This is a genomic window from Pseudomonas sp. Marseille-Q5117 (assembly GCF_946901175.1).
Taxonomy (GTDB): Bacteria; Pseudomonadota; Gammaproteobacteria; order Pseudomonadales; family Pseudomonadaceae; genus Aquipseudomonas; species Aquipseudomonas iranensis.
Genome location: NZ_CAMPPP010000004.1, coordinates 88,094 through 108,549, shown reverse-complemented (window position 1 = coordinate 108,549; position 20,456 = coordinate 88,094). Strand labels below are relative to the sequence as shown.

13 protein-coding genes are annotated in these 20,456 nt (G+C 60.9%); 12 read left to right on the top strand and 1 reads right to left on the bottom strand.

Annotation, left to right across the window (positions count from 1 at the left end; genetic code table 11):
- The first annotated feature begins 101 nt into the window (after positions 1-101).
- From OC605_RS08935 to argR, 6 genes are all read left to right on the top strand, one after another.
- A complete protein-coding gene (locus OC605_RS08935) occupies positions 102-875 on the top strand; it encodes an ABC transporter substrate-binding protein (protein WP_024014020.1) in 774 nt (257 codons plus the stop codon).
- A gap of 91 nt (positions 876-966) precedes the next feature.
- Positions 967-1,656, top strand: coding sequence for an ABC transporter permease (locus tag OC605_RS08930; protein ID WP_016773583.1), 690 nt, complete (start codon positions 967-969; stop codon positions 1,654-1,656).
- The gene (locus OC605_RS08925; protein ID WP_122507650.1) at positions 1,653-2,351 is read left to right on the top strand and encodes an ABC transporter permease; all 699 of its coding nucleotides are present in this window, start codon (positions 1,653-1,655) and stop codon (positions 2,349-2,351) included. The genes OC605_RS08930 and OC605_RS08925 overlap by 4 nt, the downstream gene beginning before the upstream one ends.
- Position 2,352: 1 nt before the next feature.
- Complete coding sequence (locus OC605_RS08920; protein ID WP_262136708.1) at positions 2,353-3,465, top strand: succinylglutamate desuccinylase/aspartoacylase family protein; 1,113 nt, start codon at positions 2,353-2,355, stop codon at positions 3,463-3,465.
- Positions 3,466-3,492: 27 nt separating this feature from the next.
- Positions 3,493-4,257, top strand: a complete 765-nt coding sequence (locus tag OC605_RS08915) for an ABC transporter ATP-binding protein (protein WP_007912705.1) — start codon at positions 3,493-3,495, stop codon at positions 4,255-4,257.
- Between the two features lie 250 nt (positions 4,258-4,507).
- Positions 4,508-5,488 (top strand): transcriptional regulator ArgR, encoded by a 981-nt coding sequence (argR, locus tag OC605_RS08910; RefSeq protein WP_024014018.1) that lies wholly within the window; start codon positions 4,508-4,510, stop codon positions 5,486-5,488.
- A gap of 7 nt (positions 5,489-5,495) precedes the next feature.
- On the opposite strand, the gene OC605_RS08905 is transcribed toward argR, so the two are convergent.
- Positions 5,496-13,283 (bottom strand): dermonecrotic toxin domain-containing protein, encoded by a 7,788-nt coding sequence (locus OC605_RS08905; protein WP_262136707.1) that lies wholly within the window; start codon positions 13,281-13,283, stop codon positions 5,496-5,498.
- Between the two features lie 303 nt (positions 13,284-13,586).
- Between OC605_RS08905 and OC605_RS08900 the strand changes: the two genes are divergently transcribed.
- The 6 genes from OC605_RS08900 to OC605_RS08875 all read left to right on the top strand — a co-directional run bounded on the left by OC605_RS08900 (position 13,587) and on the right by OC605_RS08875 (position 20,449).
- Positions 13,587-14,807: an aspartate aminotransferase family protein gene (locus tag OC605_RS08900; protein WP_071173305.1), complete on the top strand. Its 1,221-nt coding sequence runs from the start codon at positions 13,587-13,589 to the stop codon at positions 14,805-14,807.
- Positions 14,808-15,053: 246 nt separating this feature from the next.
- On the top strand, positions 15,054-16,073 hold the full coding sequence (gene aruF, locus OC605_RS08895) for an arginine/ornithine succinyltransferase subunit alpha (protein ID WP_016773587.1): 1,020 nt from the start codon (positions 15,054-15,056) through the stop codon (positions 16,071-16,073).
- Between the two features lie 51 nt (positions 16,074-16,124).
- Entirely contained in the window at positions 16,125-17,150 is a 1,026-nt protein-coding gene (gene astA, locus OC605_RS08890) for an arginine N-succinyltransferase (protein WP_024014014.1), read from the top strand.
- Complete coding sequence (gene astD / locus OC605_RS08885; RefSeq protein WP_262136875.1) at positions 17,147-18,616, top strand: succinylglutamate-semialdehyde dehydrogenase; 1,470 nt, start codon at positions 17,147-17,149, stop codon at positions 18,614-18,616. Before astA ends, astD begins: the two co-directional genes overlap by 4 nt.
- Before the next feature lie 139 nt (positions 18,617-18,755).
- Entirely contained in the window at positions 18,756-20,102 is a 1,347-nt protein-coding gene (astB, locus tag OC605_RS08880; RefSeq protein ID WP_262136706.1) for an N-succinylarginine dihydrolase, read from the top strand.
- Between the two features lie 56 nt (positions 20,103-20,158).
- On the top strand, positions 20,159-20,449 hold the full coding sequence (locus tag OC605_RS08875) for a hypothetical protein (RefSeq protein ID WP_016773591.1): 291 nt from the start codon (positions 20,159-20,161) through the stop codon (positions 20,447-20,449).
- Positions 20,450-20,456: the final 7 nt, after the last annotated feature.

Genomic DNA, 20,456 nt, shown 5'->3' with positions numbered 1-20,456 from the left:
GGAAATTTCCGCCGATGCGCAACCGATTTCCGATTCACCCATTCGCATATTGGGCTGTCGCTCACTCTGCCGTTTTTGCCCTTTACCGATGGAGTCCCAAGATGAAGAAACTTGTGCTGCTTGGCGCCCTGGCACTGTCCGTGCTGTCGCTGAATGCCGTCGCTGACGAAAAACCTGTGAAGATCGGCATCGAAGCGGCTTACCCTCCATTCGCTTCGAAAGCACCGGACGGCAGCATCGTCGGTTTCGACTACGACATCGGCAACGCGCTGTGCGAAGAGATGAAAGTCAAGTGTGTGTGGGTCGAGCAAGAGTTCGACGGTCTGATCCCGGCTCTGAAAGTACGCAAGATCGACGCCATCCTGTCGTCGATGTCGATCACCGAAGATCGCAAGAAGTCGGTCGACTTCACCAACAAGTACTACAACACCCCGGCGCGTCTGGTCATGAAGGCCGGCACTCAGGTCAGCGAAGGTCTGGCTGAGCTGAAAGGCAAGAACATCGGCGTACAGCGTGGTTCGATCCACGAGCGTTTCGCCCGCGAAGTTCTGGCTCCATTGGGCGCCGAGATCAAGCCGTACGGCTCGCAGAACGAAATCTACCTCGACGTGGCTGCCGGTCGCCTCGACGGTACCGTGGCTGACGCTACCCTGCTCGACGACGGTTTCCTGAAAACCGACGCCGGCAAAGGCTTCGCGTTCGTTGGCCCGGCCTTCACCGATGTCAAATACTTCGGCGACGGCGTAGGTATTGCGGTGCGCAAGGGCGACGCCCTGAAAGACAAGATCAACACTGCCATCGCGGCCATCCGCGAAAACGGCAAATACAAAGCAATCCAGGACAAGTACTTCGCCTTCGACATCTACGGCAAGTAAGACGTCTCTGCGACAAGTCCGAAATGGCGCAAGCAACAGAATCTCTGCGGTTTGCGCCATTTTTTCATCCCAACTTTCGAGGACCTGAATCATGTTGAAAGGCTACGGGGCTGTCATCCTCGATGGCGCATGGCTGACGCTTCAGCTCGCCTTGTCGTCCATGGCTCTGGCCATCGTTCTCGGGCTGATCGGTGTCGCGTTGCGCCTGTCGCCGGTGCGCTGGCTGGCGTGGCTGGGCGACCTGTATTCGACGGTGATCCGCGGCATTCCCGATCTGGTGCTGATCCTGCTGATCTTCTACGGCGGCCAGGACTTGCTCAACCGCGTCGCGCCGATGCTCGGCTATGACGACTACATCGACCTGAACCCGCTGGCCGCCGGTATCGGCACCCTCGGTTTCATCTTCGGTGCGTACCTCTCGGAGACCTTCCGTGGCGCGTTCATGGCGATCCCCAAGGGCCAGGCCGAAGCGGGCATGGCGTACGGCATGAGCAGTTTTCAGGTGTTCTTCCGGGTGATGGTGCCGCAGATGATTCGCTTGGCGATTCCCGGCTTCACCAACAACTGGCTGGTACTGACCAAGGCCACCGCGCTGATTTCCGTGGTCGGTCTGCAAGACATGATGTTCAAGGCCAAGCAGGCGGCGGATGCCACGCGCGAGCCTTTCACCTTCTTCCTCGCAGTGGCGGCGATGTACCTGGTGATCACCAGTGTTTCGTTGCTGGCATTGCGTCACCTTGAGAAGCGCTACTCGGTAGGCGTAAGGGCGGCTGATCTATGATCTTCGACTACAACGTCATCTGGGAGGCACTGCCGCTGTACTTCGGCGGCCTGCTGACCACCCTCAAACTGCTCGCGCTGTCGCTGTTCTTCGGTTTGCTCGCGGCGTTGCCGCTGGGGCTGATGCGCGTCTCGAAAAACCCGTTCGTCAACGGCGCCGCATGGCTGTACACCTACGTGATTCGCGGCACGCCGATGCTGGTGCAGCTGTTCCTGATCTACTACGGTCTGGCCCAGTTCGAAGCGGTACGCGAAAGCTTCCTGTGGCCGTGGCTGTCCAGCGCAACGTTCTGTGCCTGCCTGGCGTTTGCCGTGAACACCAGCGCCTACACCGCAGAAATCATTGCCGGCAGCCTCAAGGCCACGCCGAACGGTGAGATCGAAGCGGCCAAGGCCATGGGCATGTCGCGCTTCAAACTGTACAAGCGCATCCTGCTGCCGTCGGCCCTGCGCCGCGCGCTGCCGCAGTACAGCAACGAAGTGATCATGATGCTGCAGACCACCAGTCTGGCGTCGATCGTGACCCTGATCGACATCACTGGCGCGGCACGTACCGTCAATGCGCAGTTCTACCTGCCGTTCGAGGCGTACATCACCGCTGGCGTGTTCTACCTGTGCCTGACCTTCATTCTGGTCAAGCTGTTCAAACTGGCCGAGCGTCGCTGGTTGAGCTACCTCGCGCCACGGAAGCACTGATATGCAACGCATCGACCACGTATTGCCGTGGAGCCACCTGGGCAGCGAGCGCAAGGTTTCGGTTTTCCGTTTCGGTGAGGGCGAGCGCAAGGCCTACATTCAGGCCAGCCTGCACGCCGATGAACTGCCGGGCATGCGCACTGCCTGGGAGCTGAAAAAGCGCCTCGGCGAACTCGAAGCGCAAGGCTTGCTCAACGGTGTGATCGAGCTGGTGCCGGTGGCCAATCCGATCGGTCTCGGGCAATTGCTGCAAGGCAATTTCCAAGGCCGTTTCGAGGCGGGCAGCGGCAAGAATTTCAACCGTGATTTCGTCGAGCTCAGCGCGCCGGTCGCGGCGGCGCTGGGCGAAAAACTCGGTGATGATCCGCATGCCAACGTGCGCCTGATCCGCCAGGCAATGGCCGACCACCTGGCCGGCTTGCCTGAAGCGAGCAGCCAGTTGCAGGGCATGCAGCGTGTGCTGCTCAGCCACGCCTGCACCGCCGATGTGGTGCTGGATCTGCACTGCGATGCCGAAGCCGCGCTGCACATGTACGCGCTGCCGCAGCACTGGCCGCAGTGGCGTTCGCTGTCGGCACACCTGCACGTCAAGGTTGGTTTGCTCGCCGAAGATTCCGGCGGCAGCTCGTTCGATGAAGCTTGCTCGTTGCCGTGGCTGCGCCTGTCGCGGCAGTTTCCCGATGCGCAGATTCCGCTGGCGTGTCTGGCGACGACCATCGAGCTGGGCGGGCAGGCCGACACTGGCCGTGTCGAAGCCGAGGCTTATGCTGAAGGCATTCTGGCGTTCCTTGCCGAGCAAGGCCTGATCACCGGCGAGTGGCCGGACCCGGCCTTCGAACCGTGCGAAGGCATGCCGTTCGAAGGCACCGAATTGCTGTTTGCGCCACACCCCGGTGTGGTGAGTTTTTCCCGCAAGCCCGGCGAATGGGTCGAGGCGGGCGATGAGATTTTTCAAGTGATCGACCCTGTGTCCGATCGGGTCAGCACGGTATGTGCTGGTACGTCCGGGGTGCTGTTTGCCATTGAACGGCTGCGCTATGCCCAACCCGGTTTCTGGCTGGCCAAGGTGGCGGGGCGCGAAGCGCTGCGTCACGGGCGCTTGCTCAACGACTGACTGACTGTTTTTGTGAGAACCGACCGCATGTACAAACTTGAAGTCCAAGACCTGCATAAACGCTATGGCAGTCACGAAGTGCTCAAGGGCGTGTCCCTGAAAGCCGCCGCCGGCGATGTGATCAGCATCATCGGCTCCAGTGGCTCCGGCAAAAGTACTTTCCTGCGCTGCATCAACCTGCTCGAGCAGCCGCACGCCGGCAAGATCCTGCTCAACAACGAAGAGCTGAAACTGGTGGCGAACAAGGACGGCGCGCTGAAAGCCGCTGATCCGAAGCAGCTGCAACGCATGCGTTCGCGCCTGTCGATGGTGTTCCAGCATTTCAATCTGTGGTCGCACATGACCGCGATTGAAAACATCATGGAAGCGCCGGTGCACGTGCTTGGCGTACCCAAGTACGAAGCCCGGGAGAAAGCCGAGTACTACCTGAACAAGGTTGGCGTGGCCCATCGCAAAGACGCGTTCCCGGGGCACATGTCCGGTGGCGAGCAGCAGCGCGTGGCGATCGCTCGTGCGCTGGCGATGGAACCGGAAGTGATGCTGTTCGACGAACCGACCTCGGCCCTCGACCCGGAACTGGTCGGCGACGTGTTGAAAGTCATGCAGGCGCTGGCGCAGGAAGGCCGCACCATGGTCGTGGTGACCCACGAAATGGGCTTCGCCCGTGAAGTGTCGAACCAGTTGGTGTTCCTGCACAAAGGCGTCGTCGAAGAAAGCGGCAACCCGCGCGAAGTGCTGGTCAACCCGCAGTCTGAGCGCTTGCAGCAATTCCTGTCGGGTAGCCTGAAATAAATCAGGGCTGCCGTTGTGCACCAGATTAGGTCATGCTTCGCGATCTTCTGGCTGGCTCAGATCCCCTGTGGGAGCGAGCCTGCTCGCGAAAGCGGTAGAACAGCCAGCAATTATGTTGACTGGTACACCGCCTTCGCGAGCAGGCTCGCTCCCACATTCTGATCTTCACCGGTTTCAGGATTTGTGTTCATTTCCGGGCTAGCATTGGCCCATGCCTTCATCACCGTTGTTCGTTTCGGATTGCCCGCCCATGACTGCCCATCGAATTGGTTTCCTGATTTGGCCCAGCACTAAAGCGTTGACGCTGGCGCTGGCGGAGGAGGCCTTGCGTGTTGCGCAGCGGGTGCACCCGGACGTGGTTTACGAACTGTCGTTCTTGCAGGCGGAGCCGCAGAGCGAAGGGGCCTGGCAATTGCCAGGCGAACCCTGGGCCGGCAAGCTCGAGAACTTCCAGAAACTGTTCCTGCTCGCCGACGAGCCGCCGACCACCCTGGCGCCGGCGCTGAGCAGTGCGCTCAAACAACTGGTGCGTGCCGGTTGCGTGATCGGTGGTCTGTCGGCCGGTGTCTATCCGTTGGCCCAGCTCGGTTTGCTCGACGGTTATCGCGCCGCCGTGCACTGGCGCTGGCAGGACGATTTCGCTGAGCGCTTCCCGAAAGTCATCGCCACCAGTCATTTGTTCGACTGGGACCGCGATCGCCTGACCGCTTGCGGTGGCATGTCGGTGCTCGACCTGTTGCTGGCGGTGCTGGCCCGCGATCACGGTGCGGAGCTGGCCGGTGCGGTGTCGGAAGAACTGGTCGTTGAGCGCATCCGCGAGGGCGGTGAGCGTCAGCGCATTCCGTTGCAGAATCGCCTCGGCTCCAGCCATCCGAAGCTCACCCAGGCGGTGTTGCTGATGGAAGCCAACATCGAAGAGCCGCTGACTACCGACGAAATCGCCCAGCACGTGTGCGTATCCCGTCGGCAGTTGGAGCGGATCTTCAAGCAATACCTCAACCGCGTGCCGAGCCAGTACTACCTGGAATTGCGCCTGAACAAGGCCCGGCAGATGTTGATGCAGACCAGCAAGTCGATCATCCAGATCGGCCTGTCGTGTGGCTTCTCCTCGGGGCCGCACTTCTCCAGCGCCTATCGCAATTTCTTCGGTGCCACGCCGCGGGAAGATCGCAACCAGCGACGCAGCAGCAGCCCGTTCGAATTGTCATCAGTGCCGCCGGAGCGTGGCTGACGGCAGGTCAGCTATTGTCGGCCGGTGGTAACGGTCGCTCTTCGCCATCGGAAAAGTCCGAATCGACAAAGTCGTCAAGTTCGTGCCAGACGCTGGTCGATGGTACCCGTGTCTCGATTCTGTGCTCTCGACGCGCCGTGTTGTACGCGTCCAGAAGTCGCTGGCTTTCCGCTCTCAACGGATTTCCACTGAAATCGTACTCGGTCATCATGATGTCGGGACGGGACGGAAATCCCGAAGGCAAACCCTTGATTCTGTTATTGGACAAGTCGGCCTTGCGCAACCGGGTGAGCCTGAACAAGCCAGCGGGTGCCTTGGTGAGGCCGGTGTTGCGCAGGTTCAGCATCTGCAGGTCGGGAAAGTGGACCATATCCGGGACTGCCCAAAGTCGTTCATTGTTACTCAGATCCAGAGAGCCGAGGTTTTTCAGGCTGGTGAAAGCCTCGGCTGTTCGCGGCGTCAGGGCGATCTGGCAGCCTGACAGGCTCAGGCTGCTGAGGTTTTCGAGGGCAAAGATCGCCGGGGGAATACGGTTTAACTGGTAATCGCGGATATCCAGCACCCTCAGTCGGGGAAACAGTGCCAGCAGGACATCTACTGGCGGGGGCGCGTTTACCGTGGTGGTCAGGCGCAACTGGTCGATGTGATCGAAGCGTCCGGTCAGTGGCGGCAGTTCGCCGGTGAAGGACATATCGCAGATGAACTCGCCATCCAGGGCATTGACCGGGTACTGCCGCAGGCGTTTTTCGAGGCTGTCCTTGAAGCGCTGGCGCTGAGTCATTTCGGCGCGCCACGCTTCACTGTTCGGCACGCCCTGGGTAATCGCTTCATCGGGCGACGCATTGACCCAGGTATCAAGCGTGCCCAGCAACGTGGCCAGCTCGGTTTGCCGACGCAACAGCTCGGTGCGTCCGTCCGCCAATGTCCCGGGTAGACCATAGATCAGGTCGTTGGCGTCGAAACCGGACAATCGGGGATACAGCGCCTGTGCCAGATCGATGTCGGCCTGTTCGACCCAAACGCCAAAGTTGTCCGCTTTCAACAGGTAGCAAGCCTTGATCTGTTCCCGGGAGGTTGCAGACAGTGGGTTGGCGCCCACATCCACGCCACGGTTGGCAAGCGCCGTCAGGTCATCAGGCAGTTCGATAATGTTGTTGTCGCTCAGCAGCGCGTTTTGCAGATGGGGGAGTTCCTCCAGCCCGGCGGGGACTCGATCTATCCCCGTGCGGATCAGGTCGATGAAGGCCAGGTTTCGGAGTGTCGAGACATCGGGTGTCTGGCCCAATGGATTATTGAACAGATCCAGCGATGTCAGGCGGCTCAGTGTCGACAAGGTCAATTGTCCGGCAGTATCTAGGGTGATATTGCAACGGCTCAACAAGAGCGTTTCGAGTGATGGCATGCGCTCCAGCGCCTGCGGAATTCGGCCCAGTGCGAAGCCAGGCAATTCAAGTGCCTGCAGTCCAGTGAAGCCATCGAGAAAACCATCGGGAACACTCGACTGTGGATTACCCTGAATCTCCATCTGTGTTATCTGGCTGAAGTCAGCGGTCAGCTTTGGCAGCTCGCCGGCGAATGTGGCCTTGGCTCTGAAAATTTCCTCGCGCAGGTCCGGCGTATCGATACGGCTGCTGCGCCAGAGACTTTCAAGCTCTTGCCTGAATTTGTAGCGGGCATCAAGCTGCGCGGCTCTTTGCTGCGCATCCCACATTTGACCGGTTGTCGGGTCATGGCTCGGTATGCGCTCTTGCCATGCGTTGAGGTCGCCGAGCAGGCGGGTCATTTCGGCTTCCCAGCTGATCAACTGCGCCGCGCCTGCCTGCAAGGTGCCGGGCAGACGATAGATCATGTCGCTGGCCACGTGGTCGCTCAGATGCGGGAACAGTCGACGCGCCCTCGCCATGTCGTCCGCAGCGGGCATTATTCCAAAGTTGCGATTGTGCTCAGCATAGTAAGTCTTGATCCGTTCACGAGCCGCTTCAGACAACGGGTTACCAGTCAGTCGCACGCCTTCTGCTTGATTGGGGGCGAGGTTGAAGAAACCTTCCGGCAACTGGGTAATGTTGTTGTCGTTGAGGTAGAGGGTCTGCAGAGCCGGGTGTCCCGCAATGCCGTCGGGCGGTGATGTGAGGCCGCTGTTGATCAGAAAAACGTCCAGCAAGGTCGGCAACGTCTGCAGATCGGGGGCCACGGCCAGCGGGTTATTGCTCAGATCCAGACGCTTGAGCGCGGGCAGAGACGTGAGCACATCAAGTCCGGCAGTGTTGAAAGTCAGGGCGCAGCCGTCCAGGCGAAGCTCTTTGAGCTTGCGCAGGCGACCGATGAAGGACGGAATCTCTTGCAGCGCGAAATCCTTCAACTGTACAGCCTGAAGCTTGGGGAATAGTTCCACGAACGTCCCGATGCCATCGATCATGGCGTTGCCCGTCAGCCTCAGGCTTGAGACGTGACTGAAATCGGCGGTCAGGCGAGGCATTTGTCCAGCGAACTTGACGTCTGCCGCAAATAACGCGTCGCGCTTTCCGGTCTCGCTGGATGTCTGACGCCAGAAGGTTTCCAGGTCTTGCTTGAAAGCGGTTCGTGCCAAACGCTGTTGCCCGCGCTGTTTGTCCGAAATCTCACGCCCTGTGGCCGGATCTGTGGCTGGGGTTTGCAATATCCAGAGGTCGAGATCGCGCTGCATTTGCGCAAGCTCTGCCTGCCAGCGCAGCAGTTGCGCATGACTGTCGGTCAGGTTGCCGGGCAGGTCGTAGATCATGTCGCTGGCTTCTTGCTGATCCAGCCTCGGAAACAGTTCCCGAGCCAGGGCGATATCCCCCTCGTCCGCGCGCACGTCGAAGTCGTTGTGATGGCTGCGGTAGTAGGCTTTGATGTTGTCGCGCGCCGTTGCCGACAGTGGATTATCGGAAAGATAAATGCCGTCGCTGCGTTCGGCAGGCAGGGTGAAAAGGACGTCAGGTAATTGCGTGATGCGGTTACCGGTCAGGACGGCGGTGAGCAGTTTCGGGTGGCTGGCCACGCCATCCGGGACAATGCTGAGGCCGCTGTTGGACAGGTCGATGTGCGTCAGCTCGGGCAACAGGTTGAGGTCGGGCACGGTTCCTAACGGGTTATCGCTCAGATCCAGCGTACGCAAATGATTGAGCGCCAGCAGCGCCGCCTGATTTTCCGGCGTCAGCAGCACGCCGCAGTTTTTCATCTGCAGTTCGAGCAGTCTGGACAGCTTGCTCACCGGCAAAGCCAGTGGTTCGATTTCCACGTTATCCAGCTTGAGTGAAGTCAGATTGGCGAAGCGTCGCAGAAACGGCGCAATCGCCGAAATCTGTCGATTACCGGTGAGGTCCACTCCGAAAACATGCTCGAAATTTGCACTGAGCGTGGGCATGTCACCGCTGAATGCAAGCTTGGCCTTGAATGCTCCCGCGCGACTGAACGCGGACCGGCGGCGCCAGAACTGCTCAAGTTGCCGCGCAAAAGCACGCCTTGCATCAAGTTCGCGCGTTTGTTGAGCGAGGGTCAGACTTTCGCCAGTATCAGGGTGATATGTCGCAACCTGGCTGGTCCATTGGCTGAGCTCCAGATTCAACTGAGCAACCTCTGCTTCCCAGCGTGACAGTTGCGCGCGGCCCTCGACCAATGTCCCGGGCAAACGATACAGCATGGTGGTGGCTTGTTCCGCGCCGAGTTCGGGGAACAACGTGGTGGCTCGTTGCAGGTCTGCAGGTTCCGGGCGGATGCCGAAGTGTCTGCCCGTATGCTCATGGAAGCGTTTCACCCGTTCACGCGCGACGGCGCTCAAAGGGTTGTCAGCGAAGGTGAATCCATCGCTGAGCGAGGTGGGAAGCCTGAGAAAGGCTTCCGGCACCGCTGCGAGGCGGTTGCCATCGAACTGACCGGAAATCAGCCGCGGGTGCGTCAGTATGTCGTCGGGCAGGGTATGGATGCCGGTGTTCGACAGGTTGACGTAACGCAGCGAAGGCATCGTGTGCAGGTCGGGCGCCAGACCCAGGGCGTTGCCCTGCAGATCGAGCAGCGTGAGCTGCGGCATCGAGGCGAGTACCGATTGCGTGGTGATCGACAGGCTGAGGCCGCAGTTGCGCATTCTCAGTTCACGCAGCGAGGGCATTGAACCGAGCACTTGGGGCAGAGCCGGCAGATTCAGGTTGCGCGCATCCAGTTGTTGCAGATTTGGAAAGTGTTGCAGCAACACGTCCAGAGAACCTGGTGTAGCACTGCGATCCAGGGCAAGGGACGTGATATGGCTGAGGTCGGCCGATAGCGTCGGCAGATCGCCCATGACCGGATGCGTCAGCCGCATCGCGTGTCCTGTAGCCATCCCCTGGTGATCGAACCCGGTCGGGTATTCCCGACGCCAGCCCTGAAGTATCTGCTCCCTGAGCAGTCGGCGGTTCTGGATTTCAGCTCGTCTTTGCAGCGATGTGAGCGTAATGCCTGTTTCTGGATGGCGGACAGGCGGGGTGTTGGCCCATACATGCAGATCGTTCTGCAATTGCAGATATTCGTTCTGCAGTTGCTGGATCTGCGCTCGTGGGCCGTCCGGACTGGCCCGCATGGCTCGCGCCAGAGAGCGGATTTGCTGATCCGTCATTCTCGGATAAAGCGCCCTTATATCCTGCTCGTGGGAGCGCGGAGGGCCTTCCACCTGTTCAGAACGTTCGACCAGCGGAAAACCGTCGGTGCCCAGCAGTCGTAGCGTGTCGATGGCCGGTGGTTGAATCGGCGAGTCGTGCAGCACGACTCGCAACTCGTCGCGTTGCAGTGTGTGTTCGCGAATTGCCGCTCTGAGCATTTGACCCTGGCCGATCCCGATGCTCAGGCTGGTGCGCTCACTGTCGGGCAATGCGTACAACAGGCTCGAATAAAAATCGCTGATCGAGTGCAGCTCCTGGCCTCGGTCATCGAAGGCTTGATAACGACCGGCTTTGCGTCTGACCAATACCTTGTGTTCGGGGGCGTCCTCGCGACCAACACTGTCGAGTACCGGCCCTTCGTAGCGACTGTCGCGAATGTCGATCCGCACATCGCCGCTCCAGCCCGGCAACAGTTTCAGGCTGTGCAGGGCCAGCGAGTCGGAGTCGGGATTGTTCACCGAGTCGAGTTCCAGCCCTTCATAAGCGCGGGTCACGCGTACTTCCTGGCTGGCCAGTTGCATGAGTTCCTGCTGGCGCGGTGGCAGTTGTCCTTCGTTGATCAGCAGTAGTTCGTCGCCGGTGGCGGTGTCGAGAAGTTCGCGGGTGATGCTCGCCGGCAGCTCAGGGTTGTGAACCTTGAGCTGCTGCGCCAGCGGATCGTCGATGTGCTGCAAGGCTTGATAGCGGGATTTGAATAGCGTGCTTCTGTGGATTTTGGCGAGACCGACCAGTTGCTTGCGCAGGGTCCGGCTGCGAACGTCCAGCGGCGGCTTGGCGGTGAAGGGTTCTGCCAGCAGCGCCTTGATTTGCGCTTCGTCGAGAATGGCAAGCAGGGTCTTGAGCAGGTCGCCACCGATCAGCCGGTCCTGGTGCAGCTCGGTCAATTGCAGGCTTTCGTCTGCAGAGGATTGCCAGAGCAGATCACCGTTGCGATCCGTCAGGCGCAGGCGTTGGTTGCTCGGCCAGCGGCCATGTTCGCTGAGCAGTTGCAGTTGCGTGACCTGATCGGCGCGCAGAAATTCTTCCGCCATATCACTGTCGAGCTGGTCGATGAAGCGCTGCAACTGCTGATCGATCTTGAAGCGCTGGATGCTGTCGGCAAGCAGCGGCGGGACTTTTTCCTGATTGACATGCATCTTGCGCAGGGCATCTTCGCGGGTGCCGCTGACCTTCAGAATGGTTTCGCGCTCGGCCGGGCTGAAAGTCTCGACCGCAGGACCAATGCGTCGCAGCGCGGTTTCGCCATCCCACTCCAGCGGTTGTTCGAGTTCGGTGTGCCAGGCACCGTCACCGTTGTGCCGCACCACGGGTTGGTATGCTTCGGAGCGGGTCGGGTGTTCGATGCGGTACTGGCCGGGAACCTCGTGCTCTTTGACAGAGAAATGTGCGTCCGCAAGGGGCAGCAGTTGCTTGTCCTGATGCGCGTGCAGGCCCAGTGCATCGGGTTGCGAATCGGCTGGCGGCAGCGCCGGATGTTTGTAGCGTTCAAGATCGGGTTCCCAATAGCGAGTTTCGCCATTGGCCAGTTTCACCGGTTTGAAGCGGTCGATGAATGCCACGACTTCCCTGGGCAAGACCTTGCGAAACTCGGCGGCAGCAATCGCGCCACCGACGGCAAACATGCCCAGCTGGATCATCGACTCCACGGTGCCCATCAGGTGTCCGAAGGCTTCGGTGGTCCGCCCTTGCGCCCATTCGACGATGCCTTCGAAGGCTTCGTCGAGCATCTGATAGGCCATGTACGCCATCATCGCTTCGCCCAGCACCGGCACGAATGGCGCGACGATCAACGCGGCGGTCTGGGCGATGGTCGAGAGAATGTTGACCACTGAATCCCAGAACGCCCAGCGTGCCTTCTGATCGACGACGGCGGTCGGTACGGCGATGGTTCGGGCGTCGTTGAAGATCTTGTTCAGTTTGGCCTGATAGAAGTGCTGCCACAGATCGTCATGGAAGGGCGCCAGCGCGGTCTGCAGGTCGGGCCGCTCCACCGCTGCCTCGCGCCACGCCGGCAGAGAACTGCCGGGCTCGTGCGGGTGCCATTTGATTTCGCTGAGGCGGCTGTTGAGGGTGCTGAAGAAAAATCCGCGCTGCTCGTGATTGACGAAGCGGCTGAAGAATTGCTGGTACTCCTTCGAGCGCAACTGGCGCGTCAGTTCGACGACCATTTCCAGTGGCGAGGCGTACTCCTTGAACGGGTGCTCCGGATCATCCGGTACGTAGGCCACCACGCGGGCGGCGTTCTGCGTGATGTACAGATCCGGCGCGAAGACGACGATGCCGGTCAGTGGCGCGCACAGCATGCTGACGTCGTGACAGAGTACGGGCGCGCCGTGGGCGTAGATACCCTTCATGCCGTCAAGCAGGGCCTCGACCAGACGCACGGCATTAGCCGACACATCGCGCTTCATCAGTGCCCATTGCAGAGCGGCTTTCATCGCCGCTTTCTGGCTGGCATCGAGCTTGCCGCGCAAGACCGAAGCGACCATCGGGTCGGAGTAGCCCAGATTTTCTTCGAGGCTGGCTTTGTACTTCGCGCCGATGTCGAGTCGGCGGCAAAGTTGGGTGAATGCCGGAATACTCATTTTGCCGCTGATGGCCGGCAGAGGCTCGAATTGCCCGGTCGCTGTTGGCGCCGTGATGTAGGTTGCGTCAGCGCCGAAGGCGTCTTCGTGCGTTTCCTTTTCCTCAAAGTTATGCAGCGCGGCGTCTAGCAGCGAGACGTTCCACACGCGAGTGCCTTTGATGGGGAACTGCAACCAGGCAGAGGGGATGTACAAGCGCACGAAGGTATTGCGGACGTCCAGGTCCAGATCGAAACAGCTCTTCAGTTCGGCCTTGAGCAAGGGCTCGGCGAACGCGGCGGCGTCCTGCAGATGCTCCAGACTTTTATCCACACCACTCTGCGCGGCAAGATGCACGGCGTTGAGGTTTTTCATCAGCATATGCTGGTCGGCTGGCGCTTCCCTGACTTGCGCTGGCACCTGCGGAGTAACGTTTTTCAGTGTTTCGCGGCGTGTCGACGAGGCGGTACCCAGCCAGTCCGCAATCGCCTTTTTCAGTGGTTGATAGTGATCGTCCGCATGGAGCGCGTCGTTGCTGTCGGTCGGAGTCGTTGTTGAGTGTTCTTCAGACAAATGCATGGCCATTCCTTGGCGTTGGGAAGAACTCTCAGCAAATCAGCAAGCAAGGTTCGCCGTGCGGTACATATTCATGTCTGCGCCATGAGGCTGACTTGGTATCCTGCGCGGCCTGCCGCAAATCGGCCGCGCCCGGTAAACTGCGCCTTTGCGACGCTATATGTCGCATTGCCGTAAACCCGGGAAAATCCGGGGTTTGCGCTATAAGAAGTTGTCGCTTGGCGACAAGGCCGGGCACCCAACTGTCCTTACAATCCCCTCATCGCTCGCCAGTTCCAGGCGGGTGTTCCTCTTCAGGAGACTCCGATGTCCGTTGAGCACGCTGCGGTACAACGCGCCGATTTCGACCAGGTAATGGTTCCCAACTACGCGCCTGCCGCTTTCATTCCGGTGCGTGGCGCCGGTTCCCGGGTCTGGGATCAGGCCGGCCGCGAGCTGATCGACTTCGCTGGCGGGATTGCCGTCAACGTCCTGGGCCACGCGCATCCGGCGCTGGTCGGTGCGTTGACCGAACAGGCGAACAAGCTGTGGCACGTGTCCAACGTGTTCACCAACGAACCGGCCCTGCGTCTGGCGCACAAGCTGATCGACGCCACGTTTGCCGAGCGCGTGTTCTTCTGCAACTCCGGCGCCGAAGCCAACGAGGCCGCATTCAAGCTGGCCCGTCGCGTCGCATTCGACCGTTTCGGCTCCGAGAAGTACGAAATCATCGCCGCTCTGAACAGCTTCCACGGCCGTACCCTGTTCACCGTCAACGTCGGTGGCCAGTCGAAGTACTCCGACGGTTTCGGCCCGAAAATCACTGGCATCACCCACGTTCCCTACAACGATCTGGCCGCACTGAAAGCCGCGGTGTCCGAGAAGACCTGCGCGGTCGTGCTGGAACCGATCCAGGGCGAGGGCGGCGTACTGCCGGCCGAGCTGGCTTACCTGCAAGGTGCCCGCGAACTGTGCGACGCGAACAACGCGCTGCTGGTGTTCGACGAAGTGCAGACCGGCATGGGCCGCAGCGGCAAGCTGTTTGCCTACCAGCATTACGGCGTGACCCCGGACATCCTCACCAGCGCCAAGAGCCTGGGCGGTGGTTTCCCGATCGCGGCGATGATGACCACCGAAGCGCTGGCCAAACATCTGGTCGTCGGCACCCACGGCACCACCTACGGCGGCAACCCGCTGGCCTGCGCCGTTGCCGAAGCGGTGATCGACGTGGTGAACACCCCTGAAGTGTTGAACGGCGTGAACGCCAAGCACGACAAGTTCAAGACTCGCCTGCAACAGATCGGCGAGAAATACGGCCTGTTCACTCAGGTGCGTGGTCTCGGTCTGCTGATCGGTTGCGTGCTCAGCGAAGCGTGGAAAGGCAAGGCCAAGGACATCTTCAACGCCGCTGAACAGGAAGGCCTGATGATTCTCCAGGCAGGTCCGGACGTGATCCGTTTCGCCCCGAGCCTGGTGGTGGAAGATGCCGATATCGACGCCGGTCTCGACCGCTTCGAACGTGCCGCAGCGAAGTTGACGCAAGCCTGATGGACCTTTCGGCGCCTGGAGTTTTTCCGGCGCCGAACCAATTTTTGATACCGGGCACATTCACCTGTTGGATTGAACCTGTGGTGAGGGGATTTATCCCCGATGGGCTGCGCAGCGGCCCTGGATTTTTGGGGGTGCTTCGCCCCCCAGGGGGGATAAATCCCCTCGCCACAAGTCCCATTCCTGCATCGATCTTTATGTGGGCCCGGTTTTTTCTGTGAATATTGAAGAGAAAGGAGTGACACCATGCTGGTGATGCGCCCCGCGCAAATGGCTGATCTGGGCGAGGTACAGCGTCTGGCTGCGGACAGCCCGATTGGTGTCACTTCCTTGCCGGATGACGTGGAACGTCTGAGCGACAAGATCGCCGCGAGCGAAGCTTCGTTTGCCGCCGAAGTGAGCTTCAACGGTGAAGAGAGTTACTTCTTTGTCCTCGAAGATTCCACTACCGGCAAACTGGTCGGCTGCTCGGCCATCGTCGCTTCCGCCGGTTATTCGGAGCCGTTCTACAGCTTCCGCAACGAGACCTTCGTCCACGCCTCGCGCGAACTGAAGATCCATAACAAGATCCACGTGCTCTCGCAGTGTCACGACCTGACCGGCAACAGCTTGCTGACCAGTTTCTACGTGCAGCGCGAACTGGTCGGATCGCCCTGGGCCGAGCTCAATTCCCGAGGTCGCCTGCTGTTCGTTGCCAGCCACCCGGAGCGTTTCGCCGATTCGGTGGTGACCGAGATTGTCGGTTACAGCGATGAAAACGGTGACTCGCCGTTCTGGGATGCCATCGGGCGCAACTTCTTCGACCTCAACTACGCCGAAGCCGAACGCCTGTGCGGGCTGAAAAGCCGCACGTTCCTCGCCGAGCTGATGCCGCATTACCCGATCTACGTGCCGTTGCTGCCGGATTCCGCCCAAGAGGCGATGGGCCAGGTGCACCCGCGTGCGCAGATCACCTTCGACATCCTGATGCGCGAAGGTTTCGAGACTGATCACTACATCGACATCTTCGACGGCGGCCCGACCCTGCATGCGCGGGTTTCCGGGATCCGTTCGATCGCCCAGAGCCGCGTGGTGCCGGTGAAAATCGGCGAGCCGGTCAAAGGCGCTGGACGCCAGTACTTGGTAGCCAACGCGCAGTTGCAGGATTACCGCGCGGTGTTGCTGGAGCTGGATTACGCGCCGGGCAAACCGGTGACGCTGGATATGGAAGCAGCCGAAGCCCTGGGCGTCGGTGAAGGTGCCAGCGTGCGCCTGGTGGCGGTTTAACGCCTTAGCGAGTTTCACGGGTGGCGCGAGCGGCCCGTTTGAGGAGATAGCATGATTGTTCGTCCCGTACGCAGCAGCGATTTATCCGCGCTGATCGACCTGGCCCGCAGCACCGGCACCGGCCTGACTACCTTGCCGGCCAATGAAGAGCGCCTGACCCACCGGGTCGGCTGGGCCGAGAAGACCTTTCGCGGCGAAGCCGGGCGTGGCGATGCCGACTATCTGTTCGTGCTCGAAGACGATGACGGCCGCGTGGTGGGGATTTCCGCCATCGCCGGCGCGGTCGGCCTGCGTGAGCCCTGGTACAACTTCCGCGTCGGTCTGACGGTCAGCGCTTCGCAAGAGCTGAACATCTACCGCGAAATCCCGACGCTGTTTCTGGCCAACGACCTGACCGGCAATTCCGAGCTGTGCTCACTGTTCCTGCACGCCGATTACCGCAACGGCTTGAACGGTCGCATGCTGTCCAAGGCGCGCATGCTGTTCATCGCCGAGTTCCCGGAGCTGTTCGGCAACAAGATCATCGCTGAAATGCGCGGTGTGTCCGATGACGCCGGGCGCTCGCCGTTCTGGGAAAGCCTCGGCCGCCATTTCTTCAAGATGGAATTCAGCCAGGCCGATTACCTGACCGGCGTCGGCAACAAGGCATTCATCGCCGAACTGATGCCGAAATTCCCGCTGTACACCTGCTTCCTGTCGCCGGACGCGCGCAACGTCATCGGCCAGGTGCACCCGGACACCGAGCCGGCACTGGCGATGCTCAAAAGCGAAGGCTTCAGCTACCAGGGTTACGTCGACATCTTCGACGCCGGCCCGGCCATCGAATGCGAAACCAGCAAGATCCGCGCGGTGCGTGACAGCGAAGCGCTGGTGCTGGCCGTCGGCACGCCGGGCGATGACGCCACGCCGTTCATCATCCACAACCGCAAGCGCGAGGATTGCCGCATCACGGCTGCCCCAGCGCGTCTGGCTGCGGGCACCCTGGTGGTCGATCCGCAGACCGCGAAACGTCTTCAACTCAGCGCCGGCGATCAGGTTCGCGCCGTGGCGTTGTCCGCTGCACGGGAGTCGAAATAATGAATTCGCTATACATCGCAGGTGAGTGGCTGGCCGGTCAGGGCGAAGCCTTTCAATCTTTGAACCCGATGACCCAGCAAGTGCTGTGGGCGGGCGAGGGCGCCACTGCCGCGCAGGTCGAATCGGCGGTTCAGGCTGCTCGCCAGGCGTTTCCTCAGTGGGCACGTCGCACCCTCGAGGAGCGCATCAGCGTCCTCGAAGCTTTTGCTGCTGCGTTGAAAAACCACGCTGACGAACTGGCTCGCACCATCGGCGAAGAAACCGGCAAACCGCTTTGGGAAGCCGCGACCGAAGTGACCAGCATGGTCAACAAGATCGCGATTTCGGTGCAAAGCTACCGCGAGCGCACCGGCGAGAAGAGCGGCCCATTGGGCGACGCCACCGCCGTATTGCGCCACAAGCCGCACGGCGTGGTCGCGGTGTTTGGTCCTTACAACTTCCCCGGCCACCTGCCCAACGGTCATATCGTCCCGGCGCTGCTGGCCGGTAACAGTGTGCTGTTCAAGCCCAGCGAACTGACGCCGAAAGTCGCCGAGCTGACGGTCAAGTGCTGGATCGAAGCCGGTCTGCCGGCAGGCGTGTTGAACCTGCTGCAAGGCGCGCGGGAAACCGGTATCGCTCTGGCGGCGAACCCGGGTATCGACGGTCTGTTCTTCACTGGTTCGAGCCGCACCGGCAATCACCTGCACCAGCAATTCGCCGGGCGTCCGGACAAGATTCTGGCGCTGGAGATGGGCGGCAACAACCCGCTGGTGGTCGATCAGGTCGCTGATCTGGACGCGGCGGTGTACACGATCATTCAGTCGGCGTTCATTTCCGCCGGCCAGCGCTGCACCTGCGCCCGGCGTCTGCTGGTGCCGCAAGGCGCGTGGGGCGACAGCCTGCTCAAGCGTCTGGTGGAAGTCAGTTCGACCATTGAAGTCGGTGCCTTCGATCAGCAACCGGCACCGTTCATGGGCTCGGTGATTTCCCTCGGCGCGGCGAAAGCGCTGATGGATGCGCAGGAGCAACTGCTGGCCAACGGCGCGGTGGCGCTGCTGGAAATGACTCAGCCACAAGCGCAGTCGGCTTTGCTGACCCCGGGCATTGTCGATGTGACGGCCGTAGCCGAGCGTCCGGACGAAGAACTGTTCGGGCCGCTGCTGCAAGTGATCCGCTATGCCGATTTCGGCGCGGCGATCACTGAAGCCAACAACACCGCTTATGGACTGGCCGCCGGTTTGCTCTCCGATTCCGAAGCGCGATACCAGCAGTTCTGGCTGGAAAGCCGCGCCGGCATCGTCAACTGGAACAAACAGCTGACCGGCGCCGCGAGCAGCGCGCCGTTCGGCGGCGTCGGCGCCTCGGGCAACCACCGCGCCAGCGCCTACTACGCAGCGGATTACTGCGCATACCCGGTGGCGTCGCTGGAAACCCCGAGCCTGATGCTGCCATCGGCTCTGACGCCCGGCGTGAAAATGGCGTGATGCCCATTCGCGAGCAGGCTCGCTCCCACATAGGAATGCATTTCCCTGTGGGAGCGAGCCTGCTCGCGAAGGCCGCACCGCGGTCTTACCTAATTGTTACTCGATGCCTATAACAACAGATTCTCGTGGAGCCTCGCTGATGAAATCCTATGAAGTCAATTTTGACGGTCTAGTGGGGCCGACCCATAACTACGGTGGTCTGTCCTACGGCAACGTCGCCTCGCAGAGCAACAGTCAGCAATCCTCGAATCCGAAGGAAGCGGCGCTGCAAGGTCTGGCCAAAATGAAAGCGCTGACGGACATGGGCTTTCAGCAAGGCGTGCTGGCTCCGCAGGAGCGTCCCGACGTGGCCGCGCTGCGCCGTCTGGGCTTCAGTGGCACTGACGCGCAGGTGATCGAGCGCGCCGCCAAGGAAGCGATGCCGCTGCTGGTCGCCAGTTGCTCGGCGTCGAGCATGTGGGTGGCCAACGCCGCCACGGTAAGCCCAAGTGCCGACACCGCTGACGGCCGCGTGCACTTCACCGCTGCCAACCTCAATTGCAAATACCACCGCAGCATCGAACACCCGACCACCAGTCGCGTGCTCGGCGCGATGTTCGCCAATCAACAGCACTTCGCCCATCACGCCGCTTTGCCGGCAGTGGCGCAGTTCGGCGACGAGGGCGCGGCCAACCACACGCGTTTCTGCCGTGAGTACGGCGAAGCGGGCGTCGAGTTCTTCGTGTTCGGCCGCAGCGCCTTCGACAATCGCTTCCCGGCGCCGCAGAAATACCCGGCACGCCAGACCCTCGAAGCCTCGCAAGCCGTGGCGCGTCTGCACGGTCTGCGTGACGAAGGCGTGGTCTACGCGCAGCAGAATCCCAACGTCATCGATCAGGGCGTGTTCCATAACGACGTGATCGCCGTGGGCAACGGTGAAGTGCTGTTCTATCACGAGGACGCGTTCCTCGAGACCGACAAGATGCTCGCCGAACTGCAAGGCAAACTGGCCAAGGTCGGCGGCAACTTCCAGTCTGTTTGCGTGCCGCGTTCGGCGGTCACCGTGGATGACGCGGTGCGTTCGTACCTGTTCAACAGCCAGTTGCTCTCGCGCCCTGACGGTTCGATGCTGCTGATCGTGCCGCAGGAATGCCAGGCGAACGAACGCGTCTGGACTTATCTGCAGAGCCTGACCAGTTCCGGCGGGCTGATCCGCGAAGTGAAGGTCTTCGATCTCAAGCAAAGCATGCAGAACGGCGGTGGCCCGGCATGCCTGCGTCTGCGCGTGGCGCTGAATGAAACCGAACTGGCGGCGGTCAACCCAGGGGTTATCATGACGGCCCCGTTGTACGGTTCGTTGACCGCATGGGTTGAAAAGCACTATCGCGACCGCCTGAGCGAAACCGATCTGGCGGACCCGCAGTTGCTGCTTGAATGCCGGACGGCACTGGATGAACTGACGCAAATCCTTAAACTGGGCGCGGTTTATCCCTTCCAGATCAATTGATCGCCAGCGCGCTGCCTGAACGCGGCGCGCGGCGTGTCACCCAAGAGAGTAAAAACATGAGCGATTCCCTGCAGCTGATCCTTGAAGACACCGACGGCACGCAATTGCAAACCTCGTGCACCCGCGTTGCGGTCATGTGGCAAGGCAAAGAGCTGTGGATCCAGCAGGACGGCCGTGGCCAGCTGCTGATCGGCGTCGACGTCGAGGAAGGTGACGAAGAGTACGCCAACCTGCTGCTGCGCCCATTGGCGACTAATCTGGTAAGTCTGCAACTGGAAATGGAACCGGCTGACCTCGGCGCTGACGAGGATCACGTGCACGGCCCGGATTGCAACCACGACCACTAAGGAAACC